16 protein-coding genes are annotated in these 16,713 nt (G+C 59.2%); 9 read left to right on the plus strand and 7 right to left on the minus strand.

What is annotated here, in order from left to right; translation table 11 throughout:
• Positions 1-37: 37 nt before the first annotated feature.
• The 5 genes from ACE3TY_RS03100 to ACE3TY_RS03120 all read right to left on the minus strand — a co-directional run bounded on the left by ACE3TY_RS03100 (position 38) and on the right by ACE3TY_RS03120 (position 5,744).
• A complete protein-coding gene (locus ACE3TY_RS03100) occupies positions 38-1,081 on the minus strand; it encodes a GlxA family transcriptional regulator (protein ID WP_374650775.1) in 1,044 nt (347 codons plus the stop codon).
• 197 nt (positions 1,082-1,278) lie between these two features.
• Positions 1,279-2,625, minus strand: coding sequence for an NAD(P)/FAD-dependent oxidoreductase (locus ACE3TY_RS03105; protein WP_374650776.1), 1,347 nt, complete (start codon positions 2,623-2,625; stop codon positions 1,279-1,281).
• Complete coding sequence (locus tag ACE3TY_RS03110) at positions 2,622-4,121, minus strand: aldehyde dehydrogenase (RefSeq protein WP_374650778.1); 1,500 nt, start codon at positions 4,119-4,121, stop codon at positions 2,622-2,624. Before ACE3TY_RS03110 ends, ACE3TY_RS03105 begins: the two co-directional genes overlap by 4 nt.
• Position 4,122: 1 nt before the next feature.
• Entirely contained in the window at positions 4,123-5,028 is a 906-nt protein-coding gene (locus ACE3TY_RS03115; protein WP_374650780.1) for a dihydrodipicolinate synthase family protein, read from the minus strand.
• 8 nt (positions 5,029-5,036) lie between these two features.
• Positions 5,037-5,744: a GntR family transcriptional regulator gene (locus tag ACE3TY_RS03120; RefSeq protein ID WP_374650782.1), complete on the minus strand. Its 708-nt coding sequence runs from the start codon at positions 5,742-5,744 to the stop codon at positions 5,037-5,039.
• A 366-nt stretch (positions 5,745-6,110) separates the two neighbouring features.
• Between ACE3TY_RS03120 and ACE3TY_RS03125 the strand changes: the two genes are divergently transcribed.
• From ACE3TY_RS03125 to ACE3TY_RS03145, 5 genes are all read left to right on the plus strand, one after another.
• Positions 6,111-7,130 carry a glycine betaine ABC transporter substrate-binding protein gene (locus tag ACE3TY_RS03125; RefSeq protein ID WP_374650784.1) on the plus strand — a complete coding sequence of 340 codons (1,020 nt, stop codon included), beginning with the start codon at positions 6,111-6,113 and terminating at the stop codon, positions 7,128-7,130.
• 225 nt (positions 7,131-7,355) lie between these two features.
• A complete protein-coding gene (locus tag ACE3TY_RS03130) occupies positions 7,356-8,243 on the plus strand; it encodes an ABC transporter permease (RefSeq protein WP_374650786.1) in 888 nt (295 codons plus the stop codon).
• On the plus strand, positions 8,236-9,279 hold the full coding sequence (locus ACE3TY_RS03135; RefSeq protein WP_374650788.1) for a glycine betaine/L-proline ABC transporter ATP-binding protein: 1,044 nt from the start codon (positions 8,236-8,238) through the stop codon (positions 9,277-9,279). The genes ACE3TY_RS03130 and ACE3TY_RS03135 overlap by 8 nt, the downstream gene beginning before the upstream one ends.
• Before the next feature lie 166 nt (positions 9,280-9,445).
• On the plus strand, positions 9,446-10,210 hold the full coding sequence (locus ACE3TY_RS03140; protein ID WP_374650790.1) for an SDR family NAD(P)-dependent oxidoreductase: 765 nt from the start codon (positions 9,446-9,448) through the stop codon (positions 10,208-10,210).
• Between the two features lie 12 nt (positions 10,211-10,222).
• Positions 10,223-10,987, plus strand: a complete 765-nt coding sequence (locus tag ACE3TY_RS03145) for an SDR family NAD(P)-dependent oxidoreductase (RefSeq protein WP_374650792.1) — start codon at positions 10,223-10,225, stop codon at positions 10,985-10,987.
• A 55-nt stretch (positions 10,988-11,042) separates the two neighbouring features.
• Here ACE3TY_RS03145 and ACE3TY_RS03150 read toward each other — a convergent pair whose 3' ends face one another.
• Entirely contained in the window at positions 11,043-11,957 is a 915-nt protein-coding gene (locus tag ACE3TY_RS03150; RefSeq protein WP_374650794.1) for a LysR substrate-binding domain-containing protein, read from the minus strand.
• Between the two features lie 194 nt (positions 11,958-12,151).
• Here ACE3TY_RS03150 and ACE3TY_RS03155 point away from each other — a divergent pair, with 194 nt between their 5' ends.
• Both ACE3TY_RS03155 and ACE3TY_RS03160 read left to right on the plus strand, forming a co-directional pair.
• The gene (locus ACE3TY_RS03155; RefSeq protein ID WP_374650982.1) at positions 12,152-13,693 is read left to right on the plus strand and encodes a trimethylamine methyltransferase family protein; all 1,542 of its coding nucleotides are present in this window, start codon (positions 12,152-12,154) and stop codon (positions 13,691-13,693) included.
• Between the two features lie 146 nt (positions 13,694-13,839).
• A complete protein-coding gene (locus ACE3TY_RS03160; protein ID WP_374650796.1) occupies positions 13,840-14,067 on the plus strand; it encodes a hypothetical protein in 228 nt (75 codons plus the stop codon).
• Between the two features lie 368 nt (positions 14,068-14,435).
• Here the strand turns inward: ACE3TY_RS03160 and ACE3TY_RS03165 are convergent, their stop codons facing one another.
• A complete protein-coding gene (locus ACE3TY_RS03165; RefSeq protein ID WP_374650798.1) occupies positions 14,436-15,098 on the minus strand; it encodes a 4'-phosphopantetheinyl transferase superfamily protein in 663 nt (220 codons plus the stop codon).
• 227 nt (positions 15,099-15,325) lie between these two features.
• Here ACE3TY_RS03165 and ACE3TY_RS03170 point away from each other — a divergent pair, with 227 nt between their 5' ends.
• Both ACE3TY_RS03170 and ACE3TY_RS03175 read left to right on the plus strand, forming a co-directional pair.
• Positions 15,326-15,943 carry a beta-ketoacyl synthase chain length factor gene (locus tag ACE3TY_RS03170; RefSeq protein ID WP_374650799.1) on the plus strand — a complete coding sequence of 206 codons (618 nt, stop codon included), beginning with the start codon at positions 15,326-15,328 and terminating at the stop codon, positions 15,941-15,943.
• Positions 15,909-16,709: a lysophospholipid acyltransferase family protein gene (locus ACE3TY_RS03175; protein ID WP_374650801.1), complete on the plus strand. Its 801-nt coding sequence runs from the start codon at positions 15,909-15,911 to the stop codon at positions 16,707-16,709. Before ACE3TY_RS03170 ends, ACE3TY_RS03175 begins: the two co-directional genes overlap by 35 nt.
• Positions 16,710-16,713 lie beyond the last annotated feature (4 nt).

Raw genomic sequence — 16,713 nt, forward strand, 5'->3', positions numbered from 1 at the left:
CATCCAAAGGCACGGGGTCGGTTCGACAATGACAGTTCTACGCCGTCAGGATCGTATTCAACGCGCCGCTGACAAAACGCTGAACGGTAGCGCCATCTACCGCCCGTCTCGGGCTCGACCGATCCCTGCGCGGTGTTCTGCCGAAATAAGCGCGATAGCGTTGCGAAAAATGCGAAGGACTGGCAAATCCGCACTCGCGGGCGATCTCCCTGATCGGCTTGTCTGTGAGGCGCAAGAGAGCGCGAGAGCGCTGAAGGTTGATGCTCTGCAATAACTTCGCCGGAGAACAATTGATCTCCTGATGGCAGAGCCTTTCCAGTTGACGCCGGGAGATATTCATCCTCTTGGCGAGGTCGTCGACCTCCGAAATCTGAGTCTCGCCGGCGATGCTGACGAACTGGGCAATGCGGGAATTCAATGACTTCGGTAACGCGTCCGCATGGGTCCGCTGCGCAACCATGGGTTCGCGAAACTCATCGTAGACCATGTAATCCGCTACTTTCCGCGCCAATTCCAATCCGGCGCTGCGGGCAATGACGTGGAGCATGAAATCCAACGTCGCCATTCCTCCGGCGCAGGTCATAATCGGCTGGCCGAGTTCCATCAAGGTGCCGCGAATGTTGACGTTCGGAAACCGTTCTCCAAATGCATCGCGTTGATGCCACGGAACCGCAACGTCGAGCCGGTCGAGAAGTCCATGCCTTGCAAGCCTGAACACCGCATTGCCGATGGCGCAAATTCCGACGCCGCCGCGCCGCATCCGCTCAAGCCAAGCGGGGAAATTCAAGGTCTCGCCCGATAGTGGGCTTTGAGCGACATCGTCCTCGCAAATGATGATGAGGTCCGTCCTGTCGGATTTGACCGCATCAAATGGCGACGTAAATATGTAGCTGGCGCCACTCGATATCCCTTCCCTGGTTCGATCCGAGGCAAATGACAATTTGTACGCCTCATATCCGATAAGGTAGTTCGCGACCCGAGCGGTCTCCGCAATGGCGGATAGGCCGCTGAGATGAAAACCCTCGAACAGAGCTACGCATATTGAGACCGGGCAGCCGATTGATGGTCGTCGAAGGTCCATGGAACAGTCCTGTAGCTAGACGGGATCAGACTCACTCTCGCCATGCCAAGGAAGCAAGAAGGTGAGGAACGGGACACTTGTGGGGGGCGTCGCATGGATAAAATTGGAATCGTTGTACAGCCTGCCACCGAGCCGGCCCGGCAGCCTTCGGCACCGCGGCTTCACACCGGTGGGAAGGGGCCGGGCGGATCGGCGGTTCACTCGCGGCTCGCCCGCAACTCCGCCCAGCGGAGGTAGAGGTTGGCACCGATGGTGGAGATCGGCGGTGGCGGCAGCTTCGTGGGTGCGTCCTCGCATGTGAAATGGCGCGTCAAATCGCTTGTCACGCCGCAGGCCAGTTCAGCAGCGCCCATACCGGTCAAGGTGCCGCGCACCGTGCCCAGGCCGTTTTGCACGCAACCCGAATAGAGGTTCTTGTCAAGTTCCCGCATCACCGCAACGCCATTGCGGCTGAGGCACAGATGGCCCGCCCAGGAAAACTCCATCGGAACGCCGCGAAGCGCGGGGAAACGCGCGTCAAATGCCTTGCGATGAACCCTTCGGGCGCGGTCCAGATCCGCTTGCGTCGCCTCCATGCCGGGCCGGAAGCTGGCGCAGCTGCGCGTGACGACGCGATTGCCACCGAGCGCGCTGTCGATGCGCCGTATTGTCGTTCCCATCGGATCAGATGGCGTGATGCCCCAGCGTGGTTCGCCGCCAAGTTTTGCCAAGTTGTCGTCACGCAAATCAATCGTCATGGACGCGAAAAGAAAAACGTGCATGAGCCGCCGCGCTGCAAAGCCAAAGCTTTCGAGGTGACCATTGTTGGCGAGGATCACCTTCCCGGCCTTGATGCCGTGACGCGCCGTTCTCACGTTCCAGCCGGAACCTTCGCCGTCGATTGCGATCGCCGCAGCATGTTCGAATATGCTCACGCCATCCCGGCGCAATCCGCGAACGAGTCCGCGGATGTAGCCCGCCGGCTGGATCATGACCGTGCCAGGCGTGTAGAGGCCGGATAGATAGTACCTGCTGCCGGTCAACTCCTGCATGGCTTTTTCGTCAAGATACTCGCTCGGCTCACCCATCTCCGAAAGGTGTTTGGCGTAGTCGCGGTTCAATCCGTCAGCCTGAAGTCCGGCCGCTCCGTTCACTTTTCCAACCGGATCGAAATAGTTCCGGTCGATGTCATAGTCCTCGACGTTCGCCTTCGCGAAGTCGATCGCCTGCCGGTTCAATGCGATCTGCTTGCGATTCTTGTTGATCCCGTCACCCTCATAACCTTGTCCGCCGATTTCATGGGGCTGGTCGATCATGAAGCCTGAATTTCTGGCGCAGGCGCCTTCAGCAATGCGGCCTGCTTCGAGCACGACTATCTTTGCGCCCGGCGCGAGCTTCAGGAGGTGCCGCGCCGCCGAAAGCCCGGCAAAGCCCGCGCCGACAATGACGAAGTCCGCCTTGGCTTCCGAATCCAGCTCAATCGGATCGTCCTGCCCTGGCAAAATCGCGTTCCACGCCGCAGGCCCGCGATGCACGGGCGTACGGCGTGCTGTGTAATTGCTCATGCCACGGCCTGATCCCTGTCGTCGGCGAGATCAACCCAGATCGTCTTTATCTCGGTGTATTGGTCGTGCGCGTGAATGCCATTATCCCGGCCCCCGAAACCGGAGGATTTGAAGCCGCCAAACGGTGTGGTTATATCGCCCTCACCAAAGCTGTTGACGGTCACGGTTCCGGCGCGAATGGCACGCGCGCCGCGCAGCGCCTTCTTCACATTGCTGGTAAAAATCGAGGCGGCAAGGCCATATTCGGTATCATTGGCGAGCGAGATCGCTTCTTCGAAGCTCTCGACGGTAAGAACGGAAAGGACTGGGCCAAAAATTTCCTCGCGGACTTGTGGTGCCTGCCGATCACCGATGTCCAGAATAGTCGGTTCAACAAATCCCTTGCTCGCCTTGCCGCCCATCAGCACTTTTGCTCCCTTGCCAAGATAGGCGCAGACCTTCTCAAAGTGAGCGGGCGACACAAGCACGCCCACGCGATTTACCGGATCGAGCGGATCACCCATCGGCCATTCGCGGGCGTGCGCCATGATGCGCTTCAGAAGTTCATCCTTGACGCCTCTCTGGACGATTAGGCGCGAAGCGGCGGAGCAGTTCTCTCCCATGTTCCAGAAAGCGCCGTTGACGATATGCGCGGCAACCCGGTCGAGGTTTTCAGCGTCATCGAGAACGACGGCAGGATTCTTGCCGCCCATTTCAAGGGTCACTTCCTTGAGATTCGATTCGGCCGAATAGCGGAGGAAGCGCCGCCCGGTTTCGGTCGACCCGGTGAAGGAGACCATGTCAACGTCCATATGGCGGCCCAGCGGCTCACCTACGTCCGGACCAGACCCCGGCACCACATTGAAGACGCCGGCGGGAATCCCGGCTTCCAGCGCAAGCTCCGCAACGCGCAAAGCCGTAAGTGACGTCTCCTCAGCCGGCTTGACGATCACCGAGCAACCCGATGCAAGGGCCGGCCCGATCTTCCATGCCAGCATGAGCAGGGGAAAATTCCACGGCAGCACCAGGCCTACTACCCCCACAGGCTCGCGCACGATCATCGCGATGTGATTGTCGGAAGGCGGGGATACCTGATCGTAAATTTTGTCGATCAGCTCAGCATGCCAGGTCAGGCAGTTAATAGTTTCAGGAACGTCCACGGTTTCGCAGTCGAAAATGGTTTTGCCGCTGTCGAGACTTTCCATCACGGCGAGTTCGCGGGCGTTGCGCTTGATGAGCTTGACAAGCCGGATCAGCGAGGCCTTGCGATCACGAGGATGCAAGCTCGACCAGCGGCCATCATCAAAGGCCGCGCGGGCCTTGCCGACAGCAAAGTCTACGTCGGCTGCATCGCATGCCGCGATCTTGGCAAGAACTTTTCCAGTGGCGGGATTGAATGTGTCGAAGGTGCGTCCGGACCTCGCCGGGCGGAACGCGCCGTCGATGAAGGCCTGGGTGGGAAGCGAAATGCCCTTCGCCATCGCCTTGTATTCTTCGGTGGTAAGCAGTCCGGTCATCTCACTTCTCCGCGGCGATTTCGGCGATGGTTCGCTTCAGTACCCGCACCACCTGTTCCAACTGTCTCTTATCGTCCTTGTTGAGTGGCTTCAGTGGCGGCCGCGGCGGGCCGGCCTTGAGGCCGTTCATCTCGCACCCGTGCTTGATGCACTGAACGAATTTTCCGCCTTGCTCGAGCACACGCATGAGCGGCAGCATTGCCGACATGATGCGGCGGCCTTTTTCGAAATTGCCTTCGATGGCGCAAGCTTCATAGAGCGCGGCGTGTTCCCGCGGCAGGAAGTTGGAACCGCCGCAGACCCAGCTCCGCGCGCCCCAGGCGAAGAACTCCAGCGCCTGATCGTCCATTCCGCAAGACATCTGGATATGCGGATAGTCGCGCGCCAGAAGATGAACGCGATTGATGTCGCCCGAGCTCTCCTTGATCGCGCAAAAATTCCGCGAGCGTCCGACGCGGTCGAGGAATTCCTCGCCCATGTTAATGCACATGCGGCCAGGATAATTGTAGAGCATAATCGGAAGGTCGGCAGCGCGGTCAATAGCGAGAGCATTTAGCGCGTTTTCCTGCTCCGTGGGCACAGAATAGGGTGGCGATCCCACGAGAATGGCATCCGCGCCGATCTTTGCGGCGGTCTCCGCCATGACCAGCGAATCGGGGAGGCGGATGGCGCCCGTGCCAATGACGAGCGCGGTTCGGTTGCCGACCACTTGTTTGGCAAGATTCGCCAACTCGACACGCTCTTCCACGGTTTGCGCGTAATACTCGCCCGTGGACCCACCATTGATGATGCCTTGAACGCCGGACGTAACGAGGAATTCCACCATGGCGCAGAATGCGTCCCGGTCGATAGAACCATCTTCCATGTGCGGAGTAATGACGGGCGCATAAATGCCTTCGAACTTCATGCTGTTACCTATTGTTTGACGGCAGGTGGCGTGCCGAGCGGAATCTGCATGCTTTCCGGTGTGACGAATTTCTCGATCTGAGCGCGAGACAATTCCCAATGAGCGACCGCAAGATCAGCGGCTCCATCGGCGTCGCCGGCCGCAATCAGCTCGATGAACTGGTCATGCTGGTCGGCAGCGGTCGTCTGCAGCTTAGTGAAGTGGGTCTGACGGGGATTGTAGAAGGTCATGCCGATCCGCGTATGATCGATCAGCAGCCGGCGCAGACTCGGCAACAGATACTCATTGTCGGCCACCTCGCCGATGGCGGCGTGGAAACGCTCGTTCAGGAGCGCGCGCTGGGCGACATCACCGCTGCGGATCGCCACGCGGAAGCTTCGCTGGATCTGCTTCAGCCGCTCTATCTGAGAAGGCAAAGCATGTTGCGCGGCCAGGCGGGCCACAGCGGCATAAATCATCGGCGCGGCGATGAAGAAGTTGCGCAGGGTTTTGTGGCTCATGGGGGCAACCTGTGCGCCGCGATTCTCATGGAGCACGACGTAGCCTTCACCTGCGAGCTGGCGCAGCGCCTCACGCACCGGGGGACGTGAGATGCCGTAGGTTTCGCCGAGCTCGGTTTCATCGAGGTACGATCCGGGATCCAGTTCATGGGTAAGGATCCTGCGGCGCAGGTCATCGATGCAGATGGTTTTCTTGCCGGTTGGGACAGCGTCCATTGGCGGCCTCCTTTCAGCGGCCACAGGTTATTGCAGCTCGCGGTTTTATGTAGACAATATGTATTATATGGCGAGTGTCAAGAGATCAGCTCGGGCGTTCAAGGCGCGTACGTACCGATGGCCTTGAGCCTTGGTCTTAAAATACGGCACTTCTGGTCAGTCCGTCAATGAATGGTTTAGGTTTTGTTCCCGGATCGGTCGATACACAACCATAATACAATATGAAGACAATTCTCTTGACGCACAAAATACTCCGTGCTTTTTTCGCAAAGCGCAGGGGATGCCCCGGCGCTACAGCCCGATCGCTGGCGATGGGGTTTTCGCAGACCGGGGTTTTGCCGAACGCTGGGAATTCGGCGCCGGTTTTTGAAGCAAGAACGCGTCAAGGGAGAGATTCACGTGAAACACTATCTGTTCTCTGCAATTGCCGTCGGCGTTCTGATGAGCGGCGGCGTTGCGCATGCAGCCTGCGGCGACATCACTCTATCGGTATTCAGCTGGCAGTCAGCGGAAGCGATGGCCAATGTCGACGCCTATATTCTCAAGAATGGCTATGGCTGCAACGCAACCACTGTCGCCGGCGATACAGTCCCGACGATCACCGCCATGGTGGAAAAAGGCCAGCCGGACGTTGCTCCGGAAGCGACACCAAGCCTCTTGGGCGACGTTTATACCAATGGCGCGGCCGAAGGCCGCATCGGCCAGATCGGGACCGCGATCAGCGATGGCCAAGTCTCCGGGTGGTACATCCCGCAGTACATTGCCGATGCCCATCCCGATATTAAGACCGTTGAAGACGCCATGAAGCATCCGGAACTCTTCCCGTCGCCGGAAGATCCGTCGAAGGGTGCCGTCATTCAAGGCCCTCAGGGCTGGGGTGATACGGTTGTGACCGCTCAGCTCTTCAAGGGGCTGAACAATCCGAACTTCGTCATGATTCCGACCGGTTCCGCTGCCGCTCTCGACGGCGCCATCTCCAAGGCTTACGAACAGAAGCAGGGCATCATTGCTCAATACTGGTCTCCGACCTCCCTGCTCGTGAAGTATCCGATGGTGCGTCTCGCGATGGCCCATGACGCCGAGGAATGGAAGCGCTGCACGACAATACAGGACTGCCCGGATCCGAAGCCCAACTATTGGAAGGAGGCCGAGATGGTGACGCTCGCAAGCACCGGCTTCACCAAGCGTGACGACGTCGGCCCGGCGCTGGAATATTTCAAGAATCGCAGCTGGACTCAGGCCGAAGTCAGCAAGGTGATGGCATGGATGAGCGACAACCAGGCAAACGGCGAAGATGGCGCCAAGTGGTTCATCAAGAACATGCCCGAAGTCTGGACCAAATGGGTCGCGGCCGATATCGCCGACAAGATCAAGGCGGCCGAGTAAGCTTGTTCGAATGACTAAGCTGTTCGAATGATGGGGGGAGGCTTCGAGAGGACTCGAAGCCTCCCCGATATTCGAGGTTGGTGTACCCACATGACGGACTTGCCACGCTCCCAGGCCTACCACGCTCCCTGGCTGGCGGTCTGCCTTCATGTTGGTCCATCCCGCCCGCGAAACCTTGAGTCCTATGCGTGGCTTGACGGCAAGCTATGAAGGGGAAGCTGCGATATGGAATGGCTGTTCAAGTTCCCTCAACTGAACTCCGACTTGCTCCTCACTTTCAAACGGGCAATTGATGGTTCGCTGCGATCTCTGACGCGCGTTTATGGACAATCCATCGAAGACGTCTTCTATCCGCTCCAGCGCGTTCTGATCTTCTTCGAAAATGCCATCTCAAACGCGCCCTGGCCGCTGGTTGTGCTCGCACTTTCCGCTATCGCATGGCTTGCGGCACGCCGCTGGACGATTGTCGGCGCCGTCGTCGGCACTTTGATTGCTATTGGCCTCTTGGGTTTATGGCAAGATGCGATGAAGACCATCTCGCTCGTCTTCGTGGCAACGATTTTCTCGATCTCTATCGGCATCCCTTTCGGCATTCTCATGAATCGTTTCAAGCAGGTCGGCGGCGTCCTGCAAACGATCCTTGACATCATGCAGACAATGCCACCGTTCGTGTATCTCATTCCCGTGGTGATGCTACTTGGCATCGGCCGCGTTCCCGGTTTCATTGCCGTCGTAATCTACGCTATCCCGCCGATTATCCGCCTTACCGATCTCGGCATTCGCCTGGTCGACAAGGAGGTACTGGAAGCGGCCGATGCGTATGGCTGCTCTCCCTGGCAGAAGTTGCTGAAAGTTCAGATGCCTCTCGCCATGCCCACTATTATGGCAGGCATCAACCAGACGATCATGATGGCACTCGGGATGGTGGTCATCGCCTCCATGATCGGGGTGCAGGGCTTGGGGCTCAATGTGCTTCAGGCCATTGCCAACCAGTACTTCACGCAAGGGATCTTCAACGGGTTTGCGATCGTCGGCATTGCGATCATTTTCGATCGTATCAGCCAAGCCTACGGCCATCGCCTGCAGAAACATCGGGGAAGAGCACATGAGTAGCGGCGACTCGTCGATAGAAATCCGCGATCTTTACAAGATCTTCGGACAATCTCCAAAGCAGTGTCTAGACGCCGTCAGGAATGGTCTATCCAAGGCTGAACTCGCCAAGGACCATGGGCTCATACTCGGCTTGAACAATATCAACATCTCCATGCCGGCAGGGAAAATCCAGGTGGTGATGGGGCTGTCCGGCTCAGGGAAATCGACGCTCATTCGTCACATCAATCGACTGATCGAACCTACAGCGGGCTCAATCAACATTGACGGACGCAACATTCTCGAAATGACGGAAATCGAGTTGCGCGAGTTTCGGCGCAAACGAACTGCCATGGTGTTTCAGCGATTCGGCCTGCTGCCACATCGGACCGTCATGGATAACGTTATGTTCGGTCTGGAAATTCGTGGTGTCGACAAGCCCCAGAGCCGTGACATCGCCATGCGCTGGATTGAGCGTGTCGGCCTTCTTGGCTTCGAACTGCGCTATCCGCACGAACTATCGGGCGGCATGCAGCAGCGCGTCGGTCTGGCGCGCGCGCTCAGCAACGATGCATCGATCCTGCTGATGGATGAAGCCTATTCCGCACTCGATCCTTTGATCAGGACCGACATGCAGACGATGCTGCTGGATCTGCAGAAGGAGCTAAGAAAGACAATCGTCTTTATTACTCACGATCTCGACGAGGCCCTGCGCCTGGGCGACAAAATCGTTATCCTGCGCGATGGCTCGATCGTCCAGCAGGGCGACAGCCAGGATATCATCCTGCGCCCCGCGGACGAATACATTCAACGGTTTGTGAAAGACGTCAATCGCGGCCGGTTCATCAAGATCGACGCCGTCATGGACCATACCCAGCGGACAGACAGCCGATCACTGCCAAAGCTGAGGTCGGGCACCACGCTTGAAGTCGCGGCGGGAGAGTTGACGAACTCCTCCTACGACGCCGCTTTTGTCGTAGATGAACATGGCCAGCCTCTGGGTCTGGCTTCACTCCGGCAGATCACGGCAGCTCTGTCTTCCACTGCTGAAGGCGTATGAAGCTTGACGCACCCGCACGTTCCAAGTGCGTCGCCTCACGAGGTGGGAGCGCGGGCCGGCGACGACTTAAGCGGTCACTCGGTACATTGTTGTCTCATTCTCGGCACAGCGAGACGGCATGGCGGAACTGCACTCCACGAAGGGGCTGCCATACAGGGAGGAATAGATGAGTTTAGAGAGGAAGACGGCCGTCGTTACGGGTGCGGCCGGTGGTATCGGCAAGGCAATTACCAGGCGCCTCATCGGCAATGGCTACTGCGTGGTGGCCGGTGATGCCGATGCGGACGGGCTGAGGAATCTGGAATCCGAATTCAACGGCGCCGAACGGAGAATTGTCGCAAAGGCCGGCGATTTGCGGACGAAGGAGTATTGCGAGGGATTGATCGGTTATGCAGTCCAGGAGACCGGTCGCTTGGATCTACTCGTCAACAATGCCGGGATCATTACCCGTGGCAGTATCCTGGAGACGACGGACGAAGACTGGTTTCGCACCCTGGATATCAATCTCACGGCAATTTTTTACACTTGCCGACACGCCATTGCGCTTATGAAGGATCGTGGCGGCGGCGCGATCGTCAACGTTTCTTCCTGCTGGGGCCTCTATCCCGGCCCAAACCACCCGGCTTATTGCACCAGCAAGGGAGCGGTGGCGATGCTTACGAAATGCCTGGGCCGCGATCATGCGGGCGATGGCATCCGGGTGAATGCCGTCTGCCCGAATGAAGTCAATACGCCCATGCTGAGGACAGGCTTCGCTCGTCGTGGACTTGATCCGGACACCGCAATTACCGAACTCAACCGCACGGTCCCCTTAGGTCGCATCGCCGAGCCGATGGATATCGCGGATGTCATTGAATTTCTTGCCTCCGACGCAGCCCGGTATATCGCCGGCACGACCATCGAGGTCAGCGGCGCCAAGGCCGTATACTGAAGGGAGAATACCGTGAGCCAACGACTTGCTGGCAAAGTGGCCGTTGTAACTGGTGGCGGCCGCGGCATCGGCCTGGGGATAACCCAGAGGTTTCTAGAGGAAGGCGCCCGGGTGGCGATCGTCCAGCGAAATGCGCCAGACGGCAGCTTGCTCAACGAGCAAGCGGTTTTTGTACAAGCGGATCTGTCGTCCTCCGCCGACTGTGCCAAGGCTGTTGACACGACTTACTCTCATTTCGGAAGCCTCGACATTCTCGTCAACAATGCCGGCATCATGTTCGAGAAGACCATCGAGGAAATGTCGGAGGCCGATTGGGACCAAATGATGGCCATCAATCTCAAGGCTCCGTTTCTGCTGACCAAGCGGGCCATGCCTTTTCTTCGCCACCGTCACCGCGGGAGCATCATCAATATCGGATCGATCGAAGGCATCGGCTCCAACCCCGGACATCCGGCTTACTCCGCATCCAAGGCCGGCATTCACGGGTTCACAGCCGCCGTGGCCGTTGATCATGGTCGCGATGGCGTGAGGTGCAATGCCATCGCGCCTGGCTGGATCAATTCGGACCTCAGTGAGGAGTATATCAATAGCTTGCCTGACAGTGCGCGGATGCGGCGCGAACTGCTGGCGATGCATCCAGTCGGGCGTCTTGGTGAGCCGCGCGACGTTGGCAATCTTGCCGTCTGGCTCGCCTCCGACGAAAGCAGCTTCGTGACTGGGCAAGTTTACGTGATTGACGGCGGCCGCACGAAGAAGCTGCCGCTGCCCGTTTCTTGACAAGGTATCGCGTCCTTGTCGTGGCTTTGGCGGGCGCGCCAGGATCGTCGAGGACCTAAATCGCTTTGCGCTCCTGGTCGGCCATCTCGCGTAGCCAATCTCTGAGGATCACGGCTGCTGGCGAAAGGCTTCGTTTGCTGTTCCAGGTCAGGTAGTAGCCGCCTGGGGCCGGCATCTCCAGGTCAGTCAGCCGGACGAGTTTGCCGTCCCGCAGCAATTGCCGCACCAGGCGGTGCCATCCGACCGCAACGCCCTGGTCGGCTTGGGCGCATTGCAAGGCAACGCTGAACTTGCCAAAACGACGACCCTTGATGGGGCCGTGCGGGATGTTCGCCCGACGAAGCACTTCGTCCCAGTCGGACCAATCCGGATCTACCCAGTCAACGTGGAGCAGCGGCAGATCCGGAAGGCTCTCCGCCGCGGCACTGCGGTATTTGTTCGCAAAGCCTGGGCCGCAAACCGGATATATCGTCTCCTCAAAAAGTAACTCCGCCGTCTCGTCTGCCCAGGCACCGAGCCCATAACGGACACGCAACTCCACTTCCGCGCGCCTGTATTCACGCGGATTGTCGGAAATCAAATGATCCACAGTCATTTCCGGGAAGCGCACCCAGAAATCTCCCATTCGAGGGATGAGCCACATCGTCGCGAATGCGTCGCTGCAGGCGATCGTGACGTTTCTTGACCGATCGCTGCGCTTGATACTGCGTACAACTTCGGCGACCCGCGAGAAGCTGTTTGAAAGTACCCCATAGAGGTCTTCCCCGGCACTTGTCAGCGAAACGCCAGCGCCCATGCGCACAAAAAGAGGGATGCCGAGTTCCTCCTCGATTACCTTGATCTGCTTGCTCACGGCGCCAGGCGTGACATTCAGCTCGGCTGCCGCGGCCTTGAAGGATGAGTGACGGGCAGATGCCTCGAAGACGGCGAGAGCGGTTAGAGATGGTAGTTCATAGTAGCGGCGAACCATGGCTATCAGCTTTTCCGGACTATCGCGAGGGCGCGGCTGGCAGTTTAGTCAACAGGCGCATGAAACCTTTTCGCTAGGTATATCAATATCTCTGGACCTAGTCTTCTGGCAATGCACTTGCGACCTTCCAAGCCGCCCCTTGGCTTCCTGTCGGCGTGCAATATGTCCACTCAACGGAGGCCATCGTGACAATCATGGAAACTGCGTCCAGAAGAGGTGGCCGCGAAGCCCGGCGATCGCAGCGCATGGCTCCCAAGGTTGACATGCTGCCGACCTTGAAGTCCGGGCTCCCGGCCGTCGAGCCGATGAGTCCGGAGCAGGTGGAACGCATCCACCAAGCCTCCATGGGCATTCTGGAAGAGGTCGGCGTCGTCTTTCGAGATCCGATCGCCCTGGCCGATTGGAAGCGAGCTGGCGCCGATGTGCGGGACGAGAGGGTCCACCTGGATCGCGGCCTTGTCATGAGCCTGATTGGTTCCATTCCATCTCAAATCACCTATCACGCGCGGAATGCGGAAAAGAACGTTGAGTTGGGTGGCCGCAACGCCATCTTCGTGCCGATGACCGGCGCCCCTTACATGCGCGATCTCGAGGATGAGCGAAGGGCGCCAACCATCGCGGATCTGGGCACTTTCCATAAGCTCGCGCATATGATGCCGGCTCTGCATTCATCGGCGCATCATATCGTCGAGCCGATGGACATCGTGGTTGCGCACCGGCACATGCATATCACCTACTCTTCCATGAGGCACTCCGACAAGATCTTCATGGGGATGACGACATCGCCCAAGAATGCGGAGGATGTTCTTGACATGTGTGCCATTCTCTTCGGCGCCGACTTCCTCGAAACCCACGCGGTCACGACCGGCAATTGCAACGGAAACTCACCTCTCGTGTGGGATCAGGTCATGCTCGGTGCGATGCGCGCCTTCTGCCGGCGGAACCAGCCTGTTCTGTGCTCTCCTTTCGTGCTTGGCGGCGCCAACACGCCCGCCTCGACCGCCGCAGCCGTTGCCCAGCTCAACGCCGAAGCGTTGTCGGCACTGGCCTACACGCAGGTCGTTCGCAAAGGCTGCCCAGCCATTTACGGCCATTATCTCTCGACCGTGTCAATGCAGTCAGGCGCCCCCATGGCCGGGACACCAGAGATATCACTGATGAACTTCATGATTGGCCAGATGGCGCGACACTACAACGTGCCTTGGCGCACGTCGAACCTGCTCGGTGGCTCCAAAGTATTCGACGCGCAGGCCGGATACGAAAGCGCCATGACGATGATGGCGGTCCTGCTCTCGGGTGCAAACTATATTTGGCATTCCGCCGGCTGGAACGAGGCTGGCATGCACTGCTCGATCGCCAAATTCCTTGTCGATTCGGAAGTCTGTGCCATGGGATATCGCATGGCCGAGGGCATCAAATGGGACGATTTCGACGAAGCGCTGCAGGCCGTGCGCGATGTTGGCCCCGGTGGTCATTACCTCGGTCACCCGCACACGCAGGCGAATTTTCAGAACGCCTTCTTCATCCCGAAACTGTTCGACAACAATTCGATCGAACAGTGGAAGGCCGACGGGTCCAAAGATATCAAAGATCGAGCTCTTAAGCAGGCTAAGAAACTTCTATCGGAATATGAGGAACCAAAACTCGATCCGGCCAAGGACGAAGAGCTGCGAGCCTTCATCGACCGGCGCTCCCGCGAGATACCGGCAGTCGACGCGTTGAACGATGAATTTTGATTCGTGAGAACTGGCGCAAAGCCGCTTCGTCACCGACTGCCAACACAGCCACGCTCTGTGCGGGCATGTGACGGTTCGCGCCAGGCAGCGATGCGTCGGGCGGCGGATGCCTGCCTTTCCAGCTATTGCACGCACGTGTCGTGCGCATGCCAATCAACCGCATGGTGCTCATCATCGCCCACTGGCTCTCGGCGGTGCGCAACTGCCACCGGATCTTGACCATCGAGAAGGAGCGGCTGGTCGAGGATGGCAGCCACGAGCAGCTGCTGCGCGGCAATGGCCGCTACGCCCAGCTCTACCGCTATCAGGCAGCGGCTGCGCAGGCGGCGACGCCGGTGGCGCAGCCGCAGGGAGGGCAGCATGCGGCGCAGTAAAGATTTATTGTCATGGCCCGCGCAGGCGGGCCATCCACGAGTTTGCCGGCAACAACGCGTCACCGCGATAGGAACTCGGGGATCCTCCGCCTTCGCGGAGGATGACAAATTGGGTATGGCGGCAACGCCGAATGCGGGAGGAAAATTAGAACCCTCTCCCCCCGGCTGACATTCGTCGGCTGGGGGGAGAGGGAATACGCGGGCCTGACAGGTGGTCGCGATGTCCGCTGACAACGTGATCGCTCTTCCCACTTCCCGTGTACGCATCAGACTGCTTCCGATGTCCAGTTGCTCTGCCGACGAAAAGCTTTCTAGGCCTGACTATGAACTGCGCTCATTTCGTTGCAGCGAAAAGGAGAAATGATCCGTCAGATATTGAATTTGTCGGCCCCTCGCGAGGGGGTGGGGTTGGCGATTCCCAGCGGCAGCGCGATCCAGTCGATTGCCGCCTTCATTCGTGCAGCCGGTTTGACGGCCAAGGACAGATACCGGTCCGGTGGGACGTGTTTGTGCAGGAAATGCCAATCACCCTGTGACCAATGGCCCTGTTCCGGCCCGTCGGCTACCTGATCACACCGGTTCGCGGCTTGAGACAGGCCGGCGCCTGTTGTTTTGGCCATCGCCTCGCGCAAGGTCCAGATTCGGTAGAATCCGGCTGGGCCACGTTCCGCCCATTCCCGCCGCTCCGCCGGCCCAAACGCGGCTTCGGCGATACCGGCCAGGTTTCGGCCCGGTTTCGCCACCTCCAAATCGATCCCGATAGGACCCAAGGTGGTGGCCGCGCAAGCAACAAGCCCGCCGCTATGGGACAGAGAGACGAACATATCTGTTGCCGCGCCGGCAATTGTCACGGCGACCGGCTGTCCTGAGGGCCGTTTGGTAATGGCAAAATAGTGCGGCGGCCGACCGGTAGCCCGGCTGAGCGCTGCCAGCAGGAGGGAATGCCCGGCTGCGGAAGGGCGTTGGCGGGCATCAATTTCAGCCACGGCATAATAAACTGCAGCGGGCGGCATATCTTTCTTGATCGGCACGTAAGGGCCCGATAACAACTTATCGACGATCTGGTATCGTTAACGATTGACCGCTGTCAGACGGCTTGCCGCGATTCATGATTGATCTGGGGACACTTCGTCAATTGGAACGGTGCGATATATCACTTCGGGTAAAGGACTGGTTCGCCTGGGCTCCCGGGAGGGAAACGCGGTCGGATTGGCTCGATTGGGCGGGCGGCAGCCAGGTCGAGGCAGATGGTTCGCCGATGCCGATACTGCCTATGATGCTGCGCCGCCGCGTCTCGCCGATCGGGCAGAAGGCGCTGGGTGCCGCCCAGGCATGTGCGGACATTGAACAGGCACGCTACATCATCGCCTCGCGCCACGGCGAATTCGATCGAACCGTCAAGATTCTGACGGCCCTGGCGGAGAAGGAACAGCCATCGCCAGCCGAATTCAGTATGTCGGTGCATCACGGCTTGGCGGGCCTGCTGTCGATCCACACCGGGAACCGGCAAGGTCATACCGCCGTCGCCGCGTCGCTCGACAGTTTCGGCTATGGTCTGATCGAGGCGGCGGCATGCTTGGTCGAGGTGCCGGACAGGCCGGTATTGCTGATCTATTTCGACGCGCCGTTGCCGGAGAGCTATGCCGATTTCCGTCCATCCGCCGAAGCGGACCTGCCGCTGGCAATGGCGTTAACGCTTTGCCCTGGCGCGCTGAGTGCTGGCGATGCCGCCGCGATTTCGGTGTCATGTGCCCCGGCCGGTGAGGCCGGCGAAGGCGAAAATTTGCCGCTCGGCTTTCTCCGTTTCCTGCTGGGCAAGTCGCGGGAAGATTCGGCGCTGGGTGGGCGGATGGTCTGGCGGTGGTGTCGTGCCTAATATTATCAACTATGGATGGCGGCTCGCCGGCACGGGCCTAGCGTTCGCCTGTTTCTTCGGCGGCGGCTTGATATTGGCGGTCACAGTGTTTCCACTGATTGCATCGATTCAGCGGAACCGGGCCCGTCGTGTGCGCGCAACCCAGATCGTCATCCATCGCAGTTTCAAGTTCTTCGTGGCGATGCTGGAAATGCTCGGCATCATCAAGCTGGACGTGACGGGGGTCGAGGTGCTGCGCGATGGCGGCGGACGGTTGGTCATCGCCAACCACCCGACTCTCCTCGACGTCGTTATCCTGATGTCCCTGATCCCGCGCGCGCAATGTATCGTCAAGGCGGAGCTCTGGCGAAACCGTTGCCTCGGCGGTGTCGTGCGCTGGGCCGGCTATATCCGCAACGATCTCGAGCCAGAAGCGCTGCTCGGCGCCTGCAGACAGGCGATGGCGGAAGGCAGGGACCTGATCATCTTCCCTGAAGGCACCCGGTCGCGCCCCGGCGAGGAACTGCAGTTCCGCCGTGGATTTGCCAATATCGCGTTATTGGCGGAGGCGGAAATCCAGCTTGTCACCATCGATTGCCGGCCGATCATGCTGAGCAAGGGGGATCCCTGGTGGAAGATCCCGCCCAGACGCTCGCATTTCCGGGTGACGGCTGGCGAGCGTCTGGACGCGGCCAACCCACTTGAGTATCAATACCGCTCGCTGGCGGCCCGCCAACTGGTGCGCCGGCTGCAGGCCTATTTCACCGAACAGTTGGAATTGGGATAGTGGT

This window comes from Dongia sp., from assembly GCF_041918875.1.
GTDB lineage: Bacteria > Pseudomonadota > Alphaproteobacteria > Dongiales > Dongiaceae > Dongia.